The organism is Azoarcus sp. L1K30 (genome assembly GCF_018122735.1).
In the GTDB taxonomy this organism is placed as follows: domain Bacteria; phylum Pseudomonadota; class Gammaproteobacteria; order Burkholderiales; family Rhodocyclaceae; genus Parazoarcus.
On sequence record NZ_JAGRRD010000001.1, the window covers coordinates 433,538 to 450,508 of the forward strand.

A 16,971-nucleotide genomic window follows, 5' to 3' on the forward strand; every position below is an offset into this window, starting at 1 on the left:
TCCTCCCCCTTCAAGGGGGAGGTTGGGAGGGGGATGGGTCTTGGTTGGCAGCATTTGAAACCCATCCCCACCCCATCCCTCCCCTTGAAGGGGAGGGAGCAAGAAGCTGCCCACCCAACCCGATTAGCTGGTTCCTTCCCTTTCCTTGAACATGAAAGGGGGAGGGCGTTTCTCTAGCAGCCGACGTGAGTGTCAAACAGCGCGCAACACTTCACTAACGTATCGCCACCATATCCGGCCGGATCTCAGGTGTCGTTGCTGAAATAGCGTCGTGGTTCGATCCCGAGCGTACGGCGGAACATCGCGGTGAAGGCGCTCGCATTGCGATAGCCGAGCCGGTCTGCCACACGCGCCACCGGCACGCCATTGGCCAGTTGCCCCAGCGCCTCGACTAGCCGCGCCTGCTGCCGCCACTGGCGAAAGCTCATGCCGGTTTCGCGTGCGAACAGGCGGGCCAAAGTGCGGCTGCTGGTGGCGTGGCGCGCTGCCAGCGTCTCCAGCGTTTCCGGGTGGTCCGGGTGTTCGATCTGCGCGCGGCACAAGGCGAGCAGGCGTGGTTCGGCCGGCATCGGCAGATGCAGCGCCGGAATCTGCAATATCTGCAGTTCCTGCAGCGCGAGTGCGGCAATCTGGCCCGCGCGACCGCCGAGATCGTAGGCCAGCGGTTCGTCGAGCAGGGCCAGGATCAAGGCGCGCAACAACGGGCTGACCTCGATCAGGCAGCAGCGGTCCGGGAGTCCGGGGGCGGCTTCGGGGCGGATATACAGGGTGCGCATCTCGACCGGCCCGAGCATGATGACCTTGTGGTCGATATCGGCCGGAATCCACACCCCGCGCACCGGCGGCACCACCCAGCAGCCTTCCGCGGTTTCGACCCGCATCACGCCGCTGCCGGCGTAAATCAGCTGTGCGCGTGGATGGCGGTGGACCGGCGTCTCACCACTGCGGTAGTCGCGCGCCTTGGCGGTGACCGGGTGCGGCAGGGTCTGGTACTCGTCGTCATGGCTGACGGTAAGGCAGTCGATATCGTTTGTCCGATTCACGATGGTTTTTGTCAGGACAATTCAGAACTTGTCATTCTAGACTGCATGCCTGAAGAATTCTCGCTGACGGTCATGGAAAAGACACTCACCGCCGACACGGCACTTGCCGATGCACCCCCCGGCACCACGCACGACGTGCTCAACAACACGACCTTCGTGGTGATCGCCGCGATCAGCTTCTCGCACCTGCTCAACGACATGATGCAGTCGGTGCTGCTCGCCATCTATCCGATACTCAAGCAACGCCTGAGCTTTTCGTTTGCCCAGGTGGGCATGATCACGCTGGCCTTCCAGTTCACCGCCTCGCTCCTGCAGCCACTCATCGGTCTATACACCGACCACCGCCCGAAGCCCTGGCTGTTGCCACTGAGCAGTTGCTTCACCATGGTCGGGCTGTTGCTGCTGTCGCAGGCGTCGAGTTTCGGCGCGGTGTTGCTGGCGGCATCGCTGGTGGGAATGGGCTCGTCGATCTTCCATCCAGAGTCGTCGCGGGTAGCGCGCATGGCTGCCGGCGCACGGCCGGGACTTTCGCAATCGCTGTTCCAGATCGGGGGCAACCTTGGAACGGCGCTTGGCCCGCTGCTCGCCGCCTTGGTGATCGTACCGTTCGGGCAGGGCAGCGCCGCATGGTTTTCACTCGCGGCGCTGACGGGCGCCATCGTGCTGTCGCAGGTCGGGCGCTGGGCAGCGGTGCATGTGGCGGGTTTCCGCAAGCGCATGAAGGCCAGCCCGGGGAACACGCTCAGCCGTCGCCAGGTGGGCATCTCGCTGGCCGTGCTCGGTGGACTGCTGTTCTCCAAGTTCTTCTACATGGCCAGCCTGCAGAACTACTACACCTTCTACCTGATGCATAAATTCGGCCTGTCGGTACAGACTGCGCAGATGTATCTGTTCGGCTTCCTGCTGGCCGTTGCCGCGGGTACGGTGGCGGGCGGGCCCATCGGCGATCGCTACGGACGCAAGCGGGTGATCTGGGGCTCGATCCTCGGGGTGGCGCCGTTTACCCTGCTGTTGCCCCACGCCAACCTGATGTGGACGGCCGTGCTGTCGGTGGTGATCGGCCTGATTCTGGCATCCGCGTTCTCGGCGATCCTGGTGTACGCGCAGGAACTGGTGCCGGGCAAGGTCGGCGCGATCTCCGGCCTCTTCTTCGGCGTTGCCTTCGGCCTGGCGGGCATCGGCGCTGCGTTGCTCGGTCGCCTGGCGGATGCAACCGATGTCAGCACCGTCTATCAGGTGTGCGCATTTCTGCCGCTGATCGGGTTGCTGACGGTCTTCCTGCCGAACATCGAGCGACGCTAGCTCAGCGCGGCACGCAGCCGGCCGAGGTCCGGGACATGGATCGTACGTCCCTGCACCTGGATCAGGCCGGATTCGATCAGCTCGTGGAGGATGCGCGAGAAGTGCTCCTGGGTCAGGTTCAGGCGTGAGGCGATGATGCCCTTGCTGGTGGGTAGACGGATCGATACCGGCCCGCTGGTGAGGGTGTCGTCGTCGCTGGACTGTCCCTCTTCACGCAGCAGGTAGCCGATGATGCGGTCGCGGCCCGAGCGCAGCGAGTAGCTTTCGACGTCGGCAATCAGATGATGCAGGCGCTGCGACAGTCCGGCGATGATCTTGCGGCAGAAGGCCGGATCGCGGGCCATTTCGTCGAACACCACCTGTTTGGCGATATGCAGCAGCGAGCAGTCGGTCAGGGCCTGGGCCATCACCACATAGGGCTTGTCCATGAACATTACCGCTTCGCCGAAGCTCTGTCCCGGGTGCAGGATCTCGACCACCTTCTCGTTGCCTTCGGCCGAGATGAAGGCGAGCTTGATCTGCCCGCTCAACAGCAGGTGAAATCCGCTGCAGGCGTCCCCGCGGTGAAACAGGATGTCGCCCTTGGCGACGGCAAGCTGGCGGGCGCCGCGGGCGAAACGGGCGATTTCCGACGGTGCCAGGCCGTTGAACAGCGGGGCGCCGGCGAGCAGTCTGCCGATGTGTTCGCGTTCTGTTCCGCAATCGGGCTCGGTGGCCGCTGGCGCATCCTGCATGGCGGTTCGACAGATCTCATCGCAACGGGTCATGGGCTCACCTCGTGAGTTGGGCATAGAACATCGGCAGACGGGCGGGCAGTTCTTCGGGCTTGCGGATCACCGCGAACCCCGCCGGGCCGAACAGATGGGGCAGGTAGGCGGCACCTTCGCGATCGATGGTGACGCAAAAGGGTGTCACGCCGCGCTGGCGGGCCTCGATCACCGCCATCCGCGTGTCCTCGATGCCGTAGCGACCGTCATACAGGTCGAGGTCGTTGGGCTTGCCGTCCGACAGGATGAGCAGGATGCGACGGCTGGCGCGCTGGCCGTCGAGCAGCCCGGTGGCATGACGGATGGCCGCACCGAGACGGGTGTAGTAGCCGGGTTTGATGGCGGTGATGCGGCCGCGGATGCGGTCGTCGAAACGGTCGTCGAAGCGCTTCAGGTGGTGGAAGCGCACGTTGTTGCGCTTGACCGAGGAGAAGCCGCACAAGGCGAAGCGGTCGCCGGTCGCGGTCAAGGCTTCACCGAACAGCAGCAGGCTGTCGCGAATGACGTCGATGACGCGCGCCTCGCTCGATATCCAGGTGTCGGTGGAGAGGGAAAAATCGGCCAGCGCCAGGCAGGCGAGATCGCGCTCGCGTTTCTCCAGCGTCAGCCATAGCTGGTCGCTGCCCTGCCGGCCGCAGGCGCGGTCGGTGGCCGCTCGCACCACGGCGTCGATGTCGAGTTCGCTGCCGTCGACCTGGCCCTTGATCCAGCGCCGCCCCGGCTGCAGCATCGAGAACTGCTGGTGCAGCCGGCGCGCGGTACGGCGCAAACGGTCCGGCAGCGGAACCGGGGCTGCGCGCGGGTCATCGGCTGCGGCGGCCATCTCCAGCAGGCGCACGTGATCTTCTAGCAGGCGGTGCTTGCGGTAGTCCCATTCCGGCAGGGCGATGCCGGCGCCGAGCACGACGTCGTCCTCGGCGGCGGAAGGCAGGTCGAGGTCGAAGCGGACCTTCGATGCGGTGCGCTCGTCGTCGCGCGTCAGCGACAGCTGATCGAGATTGGCGGCTGCGGCCGCCGCGTCGGGGTCGGGGTCATCGTCTTCGCTGCGATTGACCTTGATGAACTCCGCCACCGACAGCAGGCTCTCGGCGCGGAAGAACATCAGCAGGCCATGTTTTTCCGGCGGCGCGTCAACCCGCTCGGCCTTGTGCGCGGTGTGCCCGGTGTCGTCGGGTTTGCCAGCACCGCCAGGCGGCGTTTCGCCGTGCCTGTCGTCCGGGCCGGCACCGCGTGCGGCTTCTGGCGCGCGGGGGCTGGGCAGCGTCAGCCACAGCAGCACCGGCTGTGCGGCAGGAGCATCGGCGGCGACGATCGGCAGTGCGTCGACGCTGCCCGGCACGTCGATGGCGCGGCGCAACGCGCGTTCGCGTTCAGCCTCGGGCGCGGGCAGTGCCGACGGGTCGGGGCGTTGCGCAAGCGTGGCCGCGACCAGCCGCCGATAACGTGGCTCGAGGCCGGGCCAGCGTGCCAGCGTATGCAGCACCGCGTGCTGGTTGAGCAGCAGTTCGCGCGATGGCTGGTCGGGTCCGGCGAGGGTCGCGTCGAGCGGTGCGCGTGCCAGCTCCGCATGGGCGGCCGCGAGCGCCGGGAGCCACAGGTAGAGTTCGCGATTCAGATCGCGATCGGCGAAGGCATCGATCAGCGGCGGCAGGCGCAGGGTGTTCTCATCCATGCTGGCGCGCGCCAGCTTCTCGCCGCTGCCGGCGAGACGCGCCAGCCAGCCGCGCCGCGCGCCGTGCACGTCCTCGGCGGAGGCGGCCACGCGCAGGCCGCCGTCGCCGCCGAGTGCGCGAAACAGCACGCCCACCGCACGGTTGCATTCCTTGAGCGTGACTGCGGCGTCCGGAAAGCTGCCTCCGGCGGCGCGGGTGATGAGTCGGTGCCAGAGTTTGCCGACGACTTCTTCCATGGCCTAGCGCTCCCTGCCGGCGCGAAAACCGGCTTCGTTCTGCCGTGCGGCCTCGTCGCTGACCCATTGCAGCAGGGGACCGTCCGGGTTGTCGGCCTGGGTTTCGCCGCAGGCGTCGATGCACTGTGCACACTGGGTGCAGGTGAACATGTGGCGCTTGATGTTGCGCGGGGTGAGCCGCATCGGGCACACCGCATCGCAGGCCGACTGTCTTTCCGGCAGGCAGGCGCTGCAGTCGCTCGCCCGCGCGCGCATGAAGCCGACCACCATGGCCTTCGGATTGCTCATCCAGGTCAGACTCTGGAACAGGCCGACCGCGCACGCATAGCGGCAGAACAGATGGCGTGCGAACAGGAACTCCATCGACAGCACGGCGGTGGCGGCGACGATGAAAATTGTCTGATTGCGGGTGAGCGCGGCGCGGACGAGATTGCCATAGACCTCGGCAGGTGGCAGCAGATAGGTCAGGAACACCATTGCCCAGGTGAAGGCGAAGGCGATCGCCGCGGGCACGACCACACCCCACCAGCGTATGTCGGGTTTGCGTTGGCTGCCATCGGGCAGCCATGGCGTGATCGGTGCCTTCTCCCAGATGCTGGGCTTGCCCGATGCGCGCAGCATCAGCGTGTTGATGGTTTCCACGACTGAGAAGTGCGGGCACAGCCAGCCGCAGTAGAGCCGACCCCAACGCCAGGCTACGTAAAGGAAGCCGCCTGCAGCGGCGAAGATCGGCAGGAACAGACGCAGCAGTACGTTGGCGCCGGCCTCGAGGGCGCCGATGCGTCCGGCGAGAAAATCGTCGAGCCCGAGACGCCACTCGAATCCGAGAAACCAGGCATGTCCGGCATTGAGGTCGTAGCGAAACAGGTCGAATATTGGCGCGACGACGAACAGCACGAAGAATCCGCTCTGGAACAGCAGGCGCCGATGCTGCCATGAGCGCGCCGGCGGGCGACCTTCGACTGCGATCGGGATGACGCGCGCGGGTTCGCGCCGGGCGCGGGACGCCATGTCAGTCATCACGCTTCGGACCCACGAACGGATAGCGCCAGCTCCGCCCATTGATCGCGCGCACGAGCCCCATCACGCCGAGCAGGATCAGCCCGGCGTGAAACAGGGTGAAGTAGAGCACCCCGATCACCCACGACCATGGATTGTCGAAGCCGCCGAGGACGAAGATGCCGACGCTGATCGAAACCAGCAGGGCGCCGCCCCACAGACAGGTTACGACGGTCTGGCGCAGGTGATTGCGCACCAGCGGATCGGGGTGCCTGTGGTGCACCGCCCACAGGACGAGCAGGGCAAGGAAGGCAATGCCGGGCAGCAGCATCAGGTTGATGATGAACAAGGCCTCCGCGGCAACCGCGAGCGGCGGACCGGGCATCAGGTTCTTGAGCGGATCGCTGCGTTCGATGGCCATGAGCTCGTGTGTCCGTAGCCGCGATCAGCGGCCGAACGTGGCCGCGACCACTTCCATCAGGGCCTCGACCGTGTCGATATCATCGGTGAGGCTTTCGACGATGGCGGTGCGGCAGGCTGCGACCGGATCCATGCCGCCCTTGATCAGCAGTGCGGCATAGATCAACAGACGGGTGCTGGCGGCTTCCTCGAGGTCGCGATCCTTGAGCGCGCGCAGCGCACCGGCAATGCCGACGAGACGCCGGGCCAGGTCCGGCGTGCAGGCGGTCTCGCCGATCAGGATCGCTTCCTCCTGTACCGGGGTCGGGAAGTCGAAGCGCAGGCTGACGAAGCGCTGGCGGGTGGACGGCTTCATGCCCTTGAGCAGGTTCTGGTAGCCTGGGTTGTAGGACACCACCAGCATGAAGGAGGGCGGCGCCTGCAGCAGTTCGCCGGTGCGGTCGATCGGCAGGATGCGGCGGTCGTCGGCGAGCGGATGCAGGACGACGGTCGTGTCCTTGCGTGCCTCGACGACTTCGTCCAGGTAGCAGATGCCGCCTTCGCGCACGGCGCGGGTCAGCGGGCCGTCGCACCACACGGTCTTGCCGTCGCCGATAAGGTGGCGGCCGACCAGGTCGGCGGCGGTGAGGTCGTCATGGCAGGCCACGGTATGGAGCGGCAGGCCGAGGCGTGCCGCCATGTGGGCGACGAAGCGGGTCTTGCCGCAGCCGGTCGGGCCCTTGATCAGCAAGGGCAGGCGGTTCCGCCAGGCCTGCTCGAAGACCTCAATCTCGTTGCCGGCGGGCTGATAGAACGGATGGTCCATGATCGGAGTTTCGCGCTTCATTGGGAGAGTCCCTTCCAGTAGGCAAGGCCGATCAGCACCCACACGAGCGAGATCCAGCCAAGGGTGATCAGGCGCCACATCAGCGGCGCATGGCGCAAGGCCATGAAATCGAGGATGACGATGCCGCCCTTGACGATGGAGATCGCCGCCAGCAGGGCGAGAATGGCCGGACCGCTGGCGCCGCCTTCGCCCACCCACCAGGTGAGCGCGGTGGCCGCGATCAGTGCCGCCCACAACAAGGTGGCGCGGCGCGCCGTGCCGTGCATGACGGTTTGGGTGCGATCAGTGGATGACATAGACGAGCGGAAAGAGGATGAGCCATACCAGATCCACCATGTGCCAGTAGGCGGCGCCGGTCTCGAGACCGTTCATGTCGCCGGGCCGGTAGCGCCCTTCGCGTGCGCCCCGCCACAGCGCGCCCAGGATCACCATGCCGAGGATGACGTGCATGAAGTGAAAGAAGGTCAGCGACAGATAGAACATGTGAAATGGACTGCTCGACAGGCTGATGCCCTGTTCGAACGCGGCCACATACTCGAACAGTTTGACCACCACGAAGCTGCCGGCGCACCCGATGGCGGCCAGCAGCCAGCGCGCAGCGATCGCCGCGGCGCGATGTTCGGCTGCCTGCACCGCGCGTACCACGAAGTAGCTTGCGGTCAGCAGCAGTACCGTATTGAGCGCGCCCGCGCCGCGATGCAGCGCCTGCTGTTCGGCATCGAACAGTGCGATGTGGTTGGCACGGGTGAAGGCGTAGGCGGCAAAGAACACGCCGAACGCCAGGAGTTCGGCAAGGATGAAGATCCAGATCGCGAGGTCGCCGGCAAGGCGCGGTGTTGCGGCCTGCGGCGGGATGGTGAGGGCAAGGGGGGTGCTCATGCCCGGCAGTCTAGAAAGATGCCGGTCGCCGATCCTTGATTCCAGACAATTCCATCGGGTCGAATACGCAAAAGTCGTGGAGCATTTGCGCCGTCACGGAGGCGTTTGCCATCAGCATGCCGAAGACTTCGTCCGTGAGCAGCTTGCTCAAGCCCACCAGTAACGCACGATGTGAAAGAAGATCGGCGCCGAGAAGCTGATGGAATCCACCCGGTCGAGCATGCCGCCGTGGCCTTCGATGAGCGTGCCCCAGTCCTTCACGCCGCGGTCGCGCTTGATCGCCGAGAGCACGAAGCCGCCGAAGAAGCCGACGATGTTGATGGTGAGCGCCACCAGTGCCGCCTGCCAGGCATTGAACGGCGTCATCCAGAACAGCGCGGCGCCCAGCGCGGTCGAGGTGAGCACGCCGCCCACCAGGCCTTCGAGGGTTTTCGAAGGCGAGATCGCCGGCGCCAGCTTGCGTTTGCCGAACAGCTTGCCCCACACATACTGGAACACGTCGCTGGACTGCACCGTGAGCACCAGGAAAATGATCAGCTGCGCGTTGCGGCCTTCGAAGCCGGGGATCTCCAGCGTCAGCAGCGCCGGCACATGGGAGATGCAATACACGCAGATCATCAGCCCCCATTGCACCTTGGCCGCGCGCTCCAGGAAGCGCTCGGCGTCGCTGCCCAGCGTGGCCGAGATCGGCAGTAGCAGGAAGGCATAGACCGGGATCAGGATGCTGAACAGGCCGTACCAGTGGGAGGCGATGAGCACGTACTGAACGGGCAGAAAGAAGAAGAAACACCACATCAGCGCACGGTGGTCGCCGCGCCGGGTGTGGGTGAGGGAGATGTACTCGCGCAGCGCCTGGAAGGAGATCAGCCCGAACAGCACGATGATGCCGCCCTCGCCGATCCAGAAGGCCACCGCCAGCACGCCCACCATCCACCACCAGGCGTTGATGCGGGCGTTGAGGTTGTCGATCACCGCGCTCGAGGCGCCGGGTGCGAGCCGCCACTTGAGCACCACGGCGATGCCGCTGGAAACCGCCAGCGCCGCGAACACGGCGGCGAACACATTGAACAGGGTCTGATCGGGGCTCATGCGGAATCCGGGGTTCAGTTCGCAGGTGGGGCGAGCTCGAGCAGCGCGCCGCGGGTACGGTCGAGAAACTCGGACTTGGTCTCGTCCGGCTGAAGGGTGAGCGGGCAGCCGAAGGTGAGAGTGCACAGCAATGGCACCGGCACCATGGCGCCCTTGGGCATCACCCGGCCGAGGTTCTCGATCCACACCGGCACGAACTCCACCTGCGGCATGCTCTTTGCCAGATGGTAGATCCCGCTCTTGAAGGGCAGCAGGTCTTCCCCCAGGTTGCGCGTGCCTTCGGGAAACAGGATGAGCGAGTCGTTCGTGCGCAGGGCGTCGGCCATCTGCTCGACCGGATTGGGGCCGTGCTGCTGGGGCCGGCGGTCGATCAGCACGGCGTTGAACACCCGGGTGATCAGCCAGGTCTTGAAGCCGCCCTTGAGCCAGTAGTCCGCCCCCGCCACTGGCCGCGTGTGGCGGCGCAGCGCCGGCGGCAGTGCCGCCCACACCACCACGAAATCCCCGTGGCTGCGGTGGTTGGCGAAATACACCCGCAGCCGGCGCTCGGGCGCGCAGCCCTGCCACAGGGGGCGCACGCCGGTGAGCAGCTTGGCGAAATTGCACAACAGCAGGGCGAACAGCTTTTCGATCATCGAAGTCACTCAGGTCCACAAGGCCAGTGCAGATAGCGCCAGTTGCAGGCCGCCGCAGATCGCCTGCCAGCGCAGCAGGCGTCGGGCGCCTTGCCGCCGGTCGGCCAGATCCGCATCCAGCGACGCAGCTCGCGGCGCCTGTCGGCCCACACGGGCATCGAAAGCCGCCAGGTCGGCGGCCGGGTCGGCGTCATGATGCCACCGGGATGCCCACAAGCGAAAGATGTCGGCATCGAAACGCACCCGCTCGGCGAAGTACAGCTGGGCGGCGGCCAATGCGACCACCGCGACCAGCGCCGCCCGATGCACCGGATGGCCCATGAGCCACACCACCAGGGTCATCAGCAGCGTCGCCCCGCTTACCCGCAAGATCACACGGCCGGTGTCGAGCATGCCGGCGGTCACCGCGGCGTCGGCGGCCAGGCGTGTGGTTTGATCGGTGTCAGCCGGCATGGACGAAGGCCTCGAGCAGCGCACGATGGGCGTCGGTAAACACCACCTGCGGTCGGGCGGCGCGCGCCCGGGCGATGGCGTCCTCGACACGCATCTCGCGGCCGCTGTGTAGTAGCCAGGCGGCCACCGTGAGGGCGCTGCGCGAATAGCCCAGGGCGCAGCACACCAGCACGCGTTCGGCGCTGGCCTGGGCCAGTTCCAGTGCCCGCACCGCTTCGCTAAGTGCCTCTGCCGGTGGCACGGCCAGATCCAGCATGGGCACGCTGCAGGACAGGCGGGCGCCGACGGGCGTGTCGAACTCGGCGGTGAGATCGACGATGGCATCGAAGCCGTGCGCAGCCAGTTCGGCCGGCGTGGGCAGCCGGCCCAGCCAGACCGTGTCGGTGACCAGGTCTGGCGCTGGCCGGTGGCGGGTCCACAGGTGGCGGTTGATCCAGGCGCCCAGCCGATAGGGCGCCAGCAGCCAGCGCACCGCGGCGCTTTGCCGGCCGGCATGCTTCTGGAAACCGACCGTGCCCAGCCAGGCATAGTTGACCGCCACCAGCGCCAGCGCCACCGCCGGCCAGATCGCCAGCAAGGCCACACCGCCCCGCAGCGAGATCAGCCCGCAGGCCAGCGCGCCGAGCGCGTAGTAGACCGCCAGTCGTGGTCGGGTGGCATCGGCGCGGCTGCGCAGTGGGGACTCCCCGCGGTCGGGCCACAGCCACAGGCACAGCAGGCCCACCAGCGCGCCGGTGGGCAGGTCGAAGAAATGGTGTTGCCAGGTGGTCAGCACCGAGGCCGCCACCAGCGCCGCCCAGACATGCCAGCACAGGCGCCATCCGGGCGAGGCGCGGCGCACCAGCACCCACCAGATGATCACGAGCAGGCCGATGTGCAGCGACGGCGCCTGGTTGTAGGGCAGATCGAAGCCGGCGAGCGCATCGAAAAGCGCGCCGAACACGCCGTCGGCGGTCGGCTTGTCGCCCGAGAATCGCAGTGGAAAGGCCACGAAGCAGGCCACCGAGATGAGCTGCGCGGTGAGCAGTCGCAGGCCGTGGTGATTGACCTCGCGCGGTGTGCGACAGGCCAGGAAGGACAGGCCGTACATCAGGTCGATGGACCAGTAGGGCACGATGGTCCAGGGCCAGAAGGGAATCGCCGTCTCCCAGCCGAACACGATGCTGGTGTTCACCCCGCGGCTGGCCGCCAGCTGGTTGGCCCAGCCGTAGCTCAGAAAGAACAGCGGCGCGAGCAGCGCCAGCCAGCCCAGGCTGTGTTTCCAGCGGATCGGTCCGGCCGGTGCGGCGACGAGGGTGTTCATGCGGTGGTGCGACGTGCGATCGAAACGGTGAAGATGCCCCATTCATCGATGCGCTGCCCGGTTTTCTCGAAGCCGGCCTCGCGCACCAGCTGGTCCATCTCCGCCTGGGTGCGGCGGCGCATCACCCAGGCTTCGCCCTCGCGGTGGCTGGTGAGCGCGCGAGCGATCATCTCCAGTTGCGGATGCCAGGGCTGGCCGGTGTAGATGAGGTAGCCGCCCGGTTCAACCGCCTGCGCCATGCCCGCCAGCGAGGCGCGGACCATGTGGTTGGACGGAAACAGCTCATACAGCCCCGAGACGACGCCGATGGTCGTGCCTGGCTGCGCGCCGGCCACCGACGCTGTGTCGAAGGCATCGCCCTTCACGAAGCGGGCGATGTCGGCCAGCCCCTTCTGTTCAATCAGGCGCCCGCCGTCGCGCACGTTGATGTCCGAGTAATCGCGCAGTAGCACCGCGTCGGGACGCGTGCCGTCGGCGGTGAGCGCATCGAGCACATACCGACCGTGGCCGGCGGCGATGTCCAGTACCCGCACCGGCATGTCGGCCTTGCGCAACCTGCCGATGGCCAGGCGGATGAGTTCCTCCAGATTCAGCTTGCGCTGGCGGATGCCGCGCCAGCCGATGGCGTCCAGGTAATTGCGATCCACCATCCGGCCGATGAAGCCGGCGCCCCTGGCCTCGTTGCGATACACATAGTCGAGGGTGCTGCCCGAATCGAAGCCGGTGCGATGCCCGAGTGACACCCCGTCCGACACCATGCCTGCCCAGTGCAGGCCTTTGCGATAGGTTTTCCAGTACCAGCCCTTGAGGCTGCCTTCGGGCAAGGGCGCGGCCAAGGTCTGCGCCTCCTCGAAGGTGAAGCCGGCCTTGTCGGCATTGTTCAGGTCCACCGCCGGCGCGGGGCTGTCGAACTGGCGCAGGATGAAGCTGCGCACCTTGCCCACGGCGCTTTCGCGATCGGCTTCGCCGAGGGTGTCGTGGAAGAAGCCCTCCAGCACATGCTTCTCCTTCACCGCGCTGCCCAGGCGATCGAAAAAGTCATGCTGGGGCTTGTGATGAACCACCCAGTCCGACCCGGAGATGAGCAGCTGGGTCGGGATCGTGATCGCGGTCGCATCGGCTACCACCCGTTCCGCCGCCTCGTACAGGCCAAGCAAAATGTTCACCGAAATGGCACGTGTGATCAGCGGGTCGGCATCGAAGCTCGCCTGTCGCGCCGGATCGTGGGTGAGGAATTTCGACTTCACATAGCTATTGACGTAGAAGTTGCCGCGCAGCTTCTGCATCAGGCGCAGGCCGGGCCGGGCGAAAGGCACATACAACTTCACCTTGAAGGCCGGCGAGGCCAGCACCAGCGCGCGCACCCGAGGCGCATAGTCGTGCGCCCAGGTGGCCACTGTCACCGCGCCCACGCTCTGCGCCAGTATTGTCATGTCGGCATGGGCGACGCCGTGGGCGTCGCGGATGTGATCGACGAAGGTCTGCACGTCGCGCACCGAGGTGCCGAAACTGGGCGAAAAGCCGCGCTCGCCGGGCGAGTGGCCATGGCCGCGGGCGTCCCAGGCGAACACATCGAAATCGGGCAGATCCAGTTCATCCACCAGATGCGCCATGCGCCACGAGTGCTCATGGCCGCGATGGAACATCACCACCGCGCCCCGGCGCTCACCGGTGGCCGGCCAGTGGCGATAGAACAGTTCAACGCCGTCATGGGTGGCAAACCGGTTCTCGATCATCGGTCGTTCGTTCAGTCGGTCCATGGGATTCATCCTTGCAGGTCCCGTGCGTGGAGTTCGGCCAGGCCGGCGCGCACGCGATTGATGATATTCAAGACGATCAGCAGCGCCATCACCAGCATCAGCCAGCCCGACCACGCCGGCAGCGCGCCGGCCAGCCCCAGCCACAGGCCCATCGCGCCAAACACGAAGGCCCGGTCGCTCTTGCCCATCGGCCCCTCGTAGCGGCGCGAGGCACCCACCATCGGCCCCAGCGCTCCTGTCATCTCCGACAGCGCCGACAGCCAGATCACCGCCCCTACGCTCAAGCCGCCAAACGGCGCCACGAAGGCGAAGGGCAGGTACAGGGCCGCATCGGAGATCACATCGGTGAGTTCGTTCAGGTAGGCGCCAAGCGTGGACTTCTGCCCATGCTCGCGCGCCAGCATGCCGTCGATGGCATTGAGCGCCATGCGCAGGAACAACCAGATCGGCAACACCAGGAAGGCCGCCGGCCCCGGCCGGAACACCGTCAGCACCAGCCCGATCGCCACCGAAATGCCCATCGCCAGCAAGGTCACCGCATTGGCGGTGATACCCGCCGCCGCCAGTCGCGTGGTGATCGGGCGCAACAGGTTCTGGAACCTGGGCTTGATGTCGTAGATGGAAAGCATCGGTCTCGCTCGGTGAGTCAGGCAGCAGCATGATAGCGAGCAGCGTATCGCGAGGCGATACCGGCGTCATTCAGTATCGGATTTTCAGACAGAAAGAAATTGGGGGGCGATGGAGCGCGCTTTCGCGGGCAATTGTAGCGTCGGGCCAGCGCTCGGAGTGACTCCGGCAGCAGGATCGCTTTGCCGATCCGGTTGCGTTTCTCGCCTTCCCGTGGTCGGACGGCGGGAGCCACGTGCTCTCAATGCGCGTGAAGCATCTGCACGTGCTTCTGAGCGCCCTTCCTTGCGGCGCTCGCACTCAAAGCGGGACCGGACGGGCGACGCTTACCACAGGTAAAACATCGTGACCCATGGCATCACTGCGCCAGCTGCCGCGCTTGCGAAAGCGAGCCAGGCGGCACACTGACGTAGCGGGCCGCCGTCCGGGGTGCGGCGTACATGGATGAAGCCGAGCACGAGACTGGCGAGCGTGGCCATCGCGAGCAGGACGCCGCGGATCAGCGGCAGCGACGTCAGCGTGTAGCCTTCTGCCGCGAGCAGGGTGACGGTCAGCGCCGACAGACCGAGGAAAACGCCTGCGCCGCCCAGCGGAACCAGCGCATAGGCCAGGCGCAGATGAGCGCCTGCCTGCTTGAGCAGGCGTCCGGCGATGCGCAGCCACAGGGTGATCCAGCCACCGATCAACAGCGCGGCGGCGCCGATATAGGCAAGGATCAGCAAGCCGTCGAGCCAGGTGAAGACATCGTTGGCTTCCGGGTAGTGGGTCAGCAGCCACCACGGCGCATCACTTCCGAGCAGCGCGAATGCGTCGTGCTCGATCAGCCAGGTTGCCAAGGTGAGCTTGGCCTGCACGAACCAGGGCGAGGATGACCACTGGAAGGCACCGATCGCGGTGCCGATGACGCCAAAAACCAGCAGTCGTACCTCCCACCGGTCGGCGTCGCGATCGTCGAGTGCCGCGACCTCGGCGCCGGGCATTCTGGCGACAAGGCTGACCGCGTCCCGATGGCCGCTGCAGCGCCCGCACATGTGACATTCGGCGGCGCTTTCCATACGCCGGATATCGACGAGCGGGGCACAGTTGATCGGAATCAACCGCTGTCCGCCATGCGCATCCCAGGCGCTGCGATCGGTGCGGAAGTGAATGGGGGCCAGGCGCGAGAGAAGGCCGAAAACACCATTGACCGGGCACAGGTGGCGGCACCAGACGCGCTTGTTGCGGCCATAGACGAGACCGACGGCAATGGCCGCCACGGTCGAGCCGCCAAGCACCAGCAAAACCGCCTTGGGATATTGATATACGCTGACGAGCTGACCATAGATGGTCGTGCCCAGGAATGCGACGAAGGGCCAGCCGCCCCATTTGAGCCAGCGCGGTACCGGACGGCCGAGACCGATGCGCGAGACCTGTTCGGAGACGAAGCCTTCCGGGCACAGTACGCCACACCACACCCGGCCCAGCAGCATCATCGACACCAGCACGAAAGGCCACCAGATGCCCCAGAAGATGAATTGGGCGAACAGGGTCAGGTTATCCCACAGATGGGCGCTCGACGGCGGCAGGGGGAGGACGGCGGGGGTGATGACGAGAAACAGGTAGGCCAGCAGGACGACCCATTGCGCCCCCACGATCCAGCCGCGGTGGCGGCGCATGGCATCGCCCAGGCGCGCGAGTCGGGGCAATGCCGGGGTGGGCAGCGCACAGGTCGTCATGCCCCCGACCTCTTGCTCAGGCGGGCGCGTCCCAGCCACGCGATCAGCGCCCAGTAGCCGAACCAGGCAAGCAGTACGGTGAGCGAGGGTTGCGCACGGTAGCCGGTGAATGCGGCTGCGATGGCGCCGGTCGTGCTGCCATCGGAGAGCAGGGCAGAGCTGTCCCATACCGGTTCGAGCAGCGGCGGCAGCCATTCCATATTGATCAGCCGCTCCACGCCCGATACCAGCAGTGCCGCCGCCAGCAGGAACAGCACGATCTCCGTGATGCGGAAGAACAGGCGACTCGGCATCCAGCGCGCACCACGCTGGATCAGCCACGCCGTTGCCAGCGCCAGGGCGAAGCCCACGCCGGCGCCGAGTAGCATCCTGCCCAGTGTGCCGCCCGATTGTTCGACGCCCAGACCGTAGAGGAAGAGCACGGTTTCGGCACCCTCGCGGCCCACGGCGATGGTTGCCAGCATGGCCGCCGACAGTCCGCCGGCCGCATCGGCGGCCTTGCTCATGCCGGCTTCGAGTTCGCGTTTCATGTTGCGGCCGTGATGCCGCATCCACAACACCATATGGGTGATCAGCCCGGCCGCGATGAACACGATTGCGGCCTGGAAAGCATCCAGCGCCGCCCCGGCCAGCTGGCTCTGCAACCCGAGCATGGCCACGGCGAGCGCCCCGGCCAGCAGCATGCCTCCACCGACGCCGGCCCAAAGATGCCTGAGGCCGATGCGGCCATCCCCGCGGTCACGGATCCATGCGTAGAGAATGCCGATGACCAGCATGGCTTCGACGCTTTCGCGCCACACGATGAACAAGGCATTACCCATGATGGCTTCCCCCGTGCGGGCTTATTGTGCGATGAAGCGGCCCTGGGCCGTATCGCGATGGAATTCGCCGAAGAAGGGGTAGGTACCCGGCTTCAGCGGCGGAAATACGGTGCTGCGGGTCACGCCCGGTCCGACCACCAGCTCCTTGAGCGGGCTGGGGGTTTCGAACTCCTCGGGCCCGGCGTTCTTGTTGACCAGCGTCAGGCGAAAGCGCGTGTTTGCCGGGACGGTGATCGTATCCGGGGTAAAACGGCCGTCTTCGGCGACGACGGTGAAGTTCGGAATGTCGGCATGGGCGAGACCGGAGAGGGCGAGGGCCGCGCCACCCAGCAGGCATGCAAGCAGTCGTGTCGGTGTCATGTGAGAATGGTCCTGGCTGCAAAACGATGAAAACCCTGCCCGACGCGAGGCCGGACAGGGTGC

At 66.3% G+C, this 16,971-nt stretch carries 18 protein-coding genes; 1 reads left to right on the top strand and 17 read right to left on the bottom strand.

Annotated elements, in window-relative coordinates; translation table 11 throughout:
- Positions 1 to 245: 245 nt before the first annotated feature.
- On the bottom strand, positions 246 to 1,043 hold the full coding sequence (locus J5J83_RS01980) for a helix-turn-helix transcriptional regulator (RefSeq protein WP_212344655.1): 798 nt from the start codon (positions 1,041 to 1,043) through the stop codon (positions 246 to 248).
- A 72-nt stretch (positions 1,044 to 1,115) separates the two neighbouring features.
- On the opposite strand from J5J83_RS01980, the gene J5J83_RS01985 reads away from it, so the two are divergent.
- Positions 1,116 to 2,345: an MFS transporter gene (locus tag J5J83_RS01985; protein WP_212344657.1), complete on the top strand. Its 1,230-nt coding sequence runs from the start codon at positions 1,116 to 1,118 to the stop codon at positions 2,343 to 2,345.
- Here J5J83_RS01985 and J5J83_RS01990 read toward each other — a convergent pair.
- The 16 genes from J5J83_RS01990 to J5J83_RS02065 form a co-directional block, all read right to left on the bottom strand.
- The gene (locus J5J83_RS01990; RefSeq protein WP_249115854.1) at positions 2,342 to 3,079 is read right to left on the bottom strand and encodes a Crp/Fnr family transcriptional regulator; all 738 of its coding nucleotides are present in this window, start codon (positions 3,077 to 3,079) and stop codon (positions 2,342 to 2,344) included. The two genes, J5J83_RS01985 and J5J83_RS01990, sit on opposite strands and share 4 nt — an antisense overlap.
- Before the next feature lie 37 nt (positions 3,080 to 3,116).
- The gene (locus J5J83_RS01995; protein WP_212344674.1) at positions 3,117 to 5,021 is read right to left on the bottom strand and encodes a VWA domain-containing protein; all 1,905 of its coding nucleotides are present in this window, start codon (positions 5,019 to 5,021) and stop codon (positions 3,117 to 3,119) included.
- Positions 5,022 to 5,024: 3 nt separating this feature from the next.
- Positions 5,025 to 6,032: a 4Fe-4S binding protein gene (locus J5J83_RS02000; RefSeq protein WP_212352726.1), complete on the bottom strand. Its 1,008-nt coding sequence runs from the start codon at positions 6,030 to 6,032 to the stop codon at positions 5,025 to 5,027.
- A 1-nt stretch (position 6,033) separates the two neighbouring features.
- Positions 6,034 to 6,441, bottom strand: a complete 408-nt coding sequence (locus tag J5J83_RS02005) for a hypothetical protein (protein WP_212344676.1) — start codon at positions 6,439 to 6,441, stop codon at positions 6,034 to 6,036.
- Between the two features lie 24 nt (positions 6,442 to 6,465).
- Positions 6,466 to 7,266 (bottom strand): CbbQ/NirQ/NorQ/GpvN family protein, encoded by an 801-nt coding sequence (locus J5J83_RS02010; protein WP_212344678.1) that lies wholly within the window; start codon positions 7,264 to 7,266, stop codon positions 6,466 to 6,468.
- Complete coding sequence (locus tag J5J83_RS02015; RefSeq protein ID WP_249115585.1) at positions 7,263 to 7,532, bottom strand: cytochrome C oxidase subunit IV family protein; 270 nt, start codon at positions 7,530 to 7,532, stop codon at positions 7,263 to 7,265. Before J5J83_RS02015 ends, J5J83_RS02010 begins: the two co-directional genes overlap by 4 nt.
- Before the next feature lie 16 nt (positions 7,533 to 7,548).
- Positions 7,549 to 8,145, bottom strand: coding sequence for a cytochrome c oxidase subunit 3 family protein (locus J5J83_RS02020; RefSeq protein WP_212344680.1), 597 nt, complete (start codon positions 8,143 to 8,145; stop codon positions 7,549 to 7,551).
- A gap of 147 nt (positions 8,146 to 8,292) precedes the next feature.
- Entirely contained in the window at positions 8,293 to 9,234 is a 942-nt protein-coding gene (locus tag J5J83_RS02025; RefSeq protein ID WP_212344683.1) for a phosphatidate cytidylyltransferase, read from the bottom strand.
- A 14-nt stretch (positions 9,235 to 9,248) separates the two neighbouring features.
- The gene (locus J5J83_RS02030) at positions 9,249 to 9,869 is read right to left on the bottom strand and encodes a lysophospholipid acyltransferase family protein (RefSeq protein WP_212344686.1); all 621 of its coding nucleotides are present in this window, start codon (positions 9,867 to 9,869) and stop codon (positions 9,249 to 9,251) included.
- Positions 9,870 to 9,878: 9 nt separating this feature from the next.
- On the bottom strand, positions 9,879 to 10,322 hold the full coding sequence (locus J5J83_RS02035; RefSeq protein ID WP_212344690.1) for a hypothetical protein: 444 nt from the start codon (positions 10,320 to 10,322) through the stop codon (positions 9,879 to 9,881).
- Complete coding sequence (locus tag J5J83_RS02040; protein WP_212344692.1) at positions 10,312 to 11,625, bottom strand: phosphatase PAP2/dual specificity phosphatase family protein; 1,314 nt, start codon at positions 11,623 to 11,625, stop codon at positions 10,312 to 10,314. The genes J5J83_RS02035 and J5J83_RS02040 overlap by 11 nt, the downstream gene beginning before the upstream one ends.
- A complete protein-coding gene (locus J5J83_RS02045) occupies positions 11,622 to 13,385 on the bottom strand; it encodes a bifunctional alpha/beta hydrolase/class I SAM-dependent methyltransferase (RefSeq protein ID WP_212344694.1) in 1,764 nt (587 codons plus the stop codon). The genes J5J83_RS02040 and J5J83_RS02045 overlap by 4 nt, the downstream gene beginning before the upstream one ends.
- Before the next feature lie 5 nt (positions 13,386 to 13,390).
- Entirely contained in the window at positions 13,391 to 14,014 is a 624-nt protein-coding gene (locus J5J83_RS02050; protein WP_212344696.1) for a CDP-alcohol phosphatidyltransferase family protein, read from the bottom strand.
- 324 nt (positions 14,015 to 14,338) lie between these two features.
- Positions 14,339 to 15,727 (bottom strand): 4Fe-4S binding protein, encoded by a 1,389-nt coding sequence (locus tag J5J83_RS02055; RefSeq protein WP_212344703.1) that lies wholly within the window; start codon positions 15,725 to 15,727, stop codon positions 14,339 to 14,341.
- Positions 15,724 to 16,548, bottom strand: a complete 825-nt coding sequence (locus J5J83_RS02060) for an FTR1 family protein (RefSeq protein WP_212344706.1) — start codon at positions 16,546 to 16,548, stop codon at positions 15,724 to 15,726. The genes J5J83_RS02055 and J5J83_RS02060 overlap by 4 nt, the downstream gene beginning before the upstream one ends.
- Before the next feature lie 21 nt (positions 16,549 to 16,569).
- On the bottom strand, positions 16,570 to 16,908 hold the full coding sequence (locus J5J83_RS02065) for a cupredoxin domain-containing protein (RefSeq protein WP_212344709.1): 339 nt from the start codon (positions 16,906 to 16,908) through the stop codon (positions 16,570 to 16,572).
- Between the last annotated feature and the right edge of the window lie 63 nt (positions 16,909 to 16,971).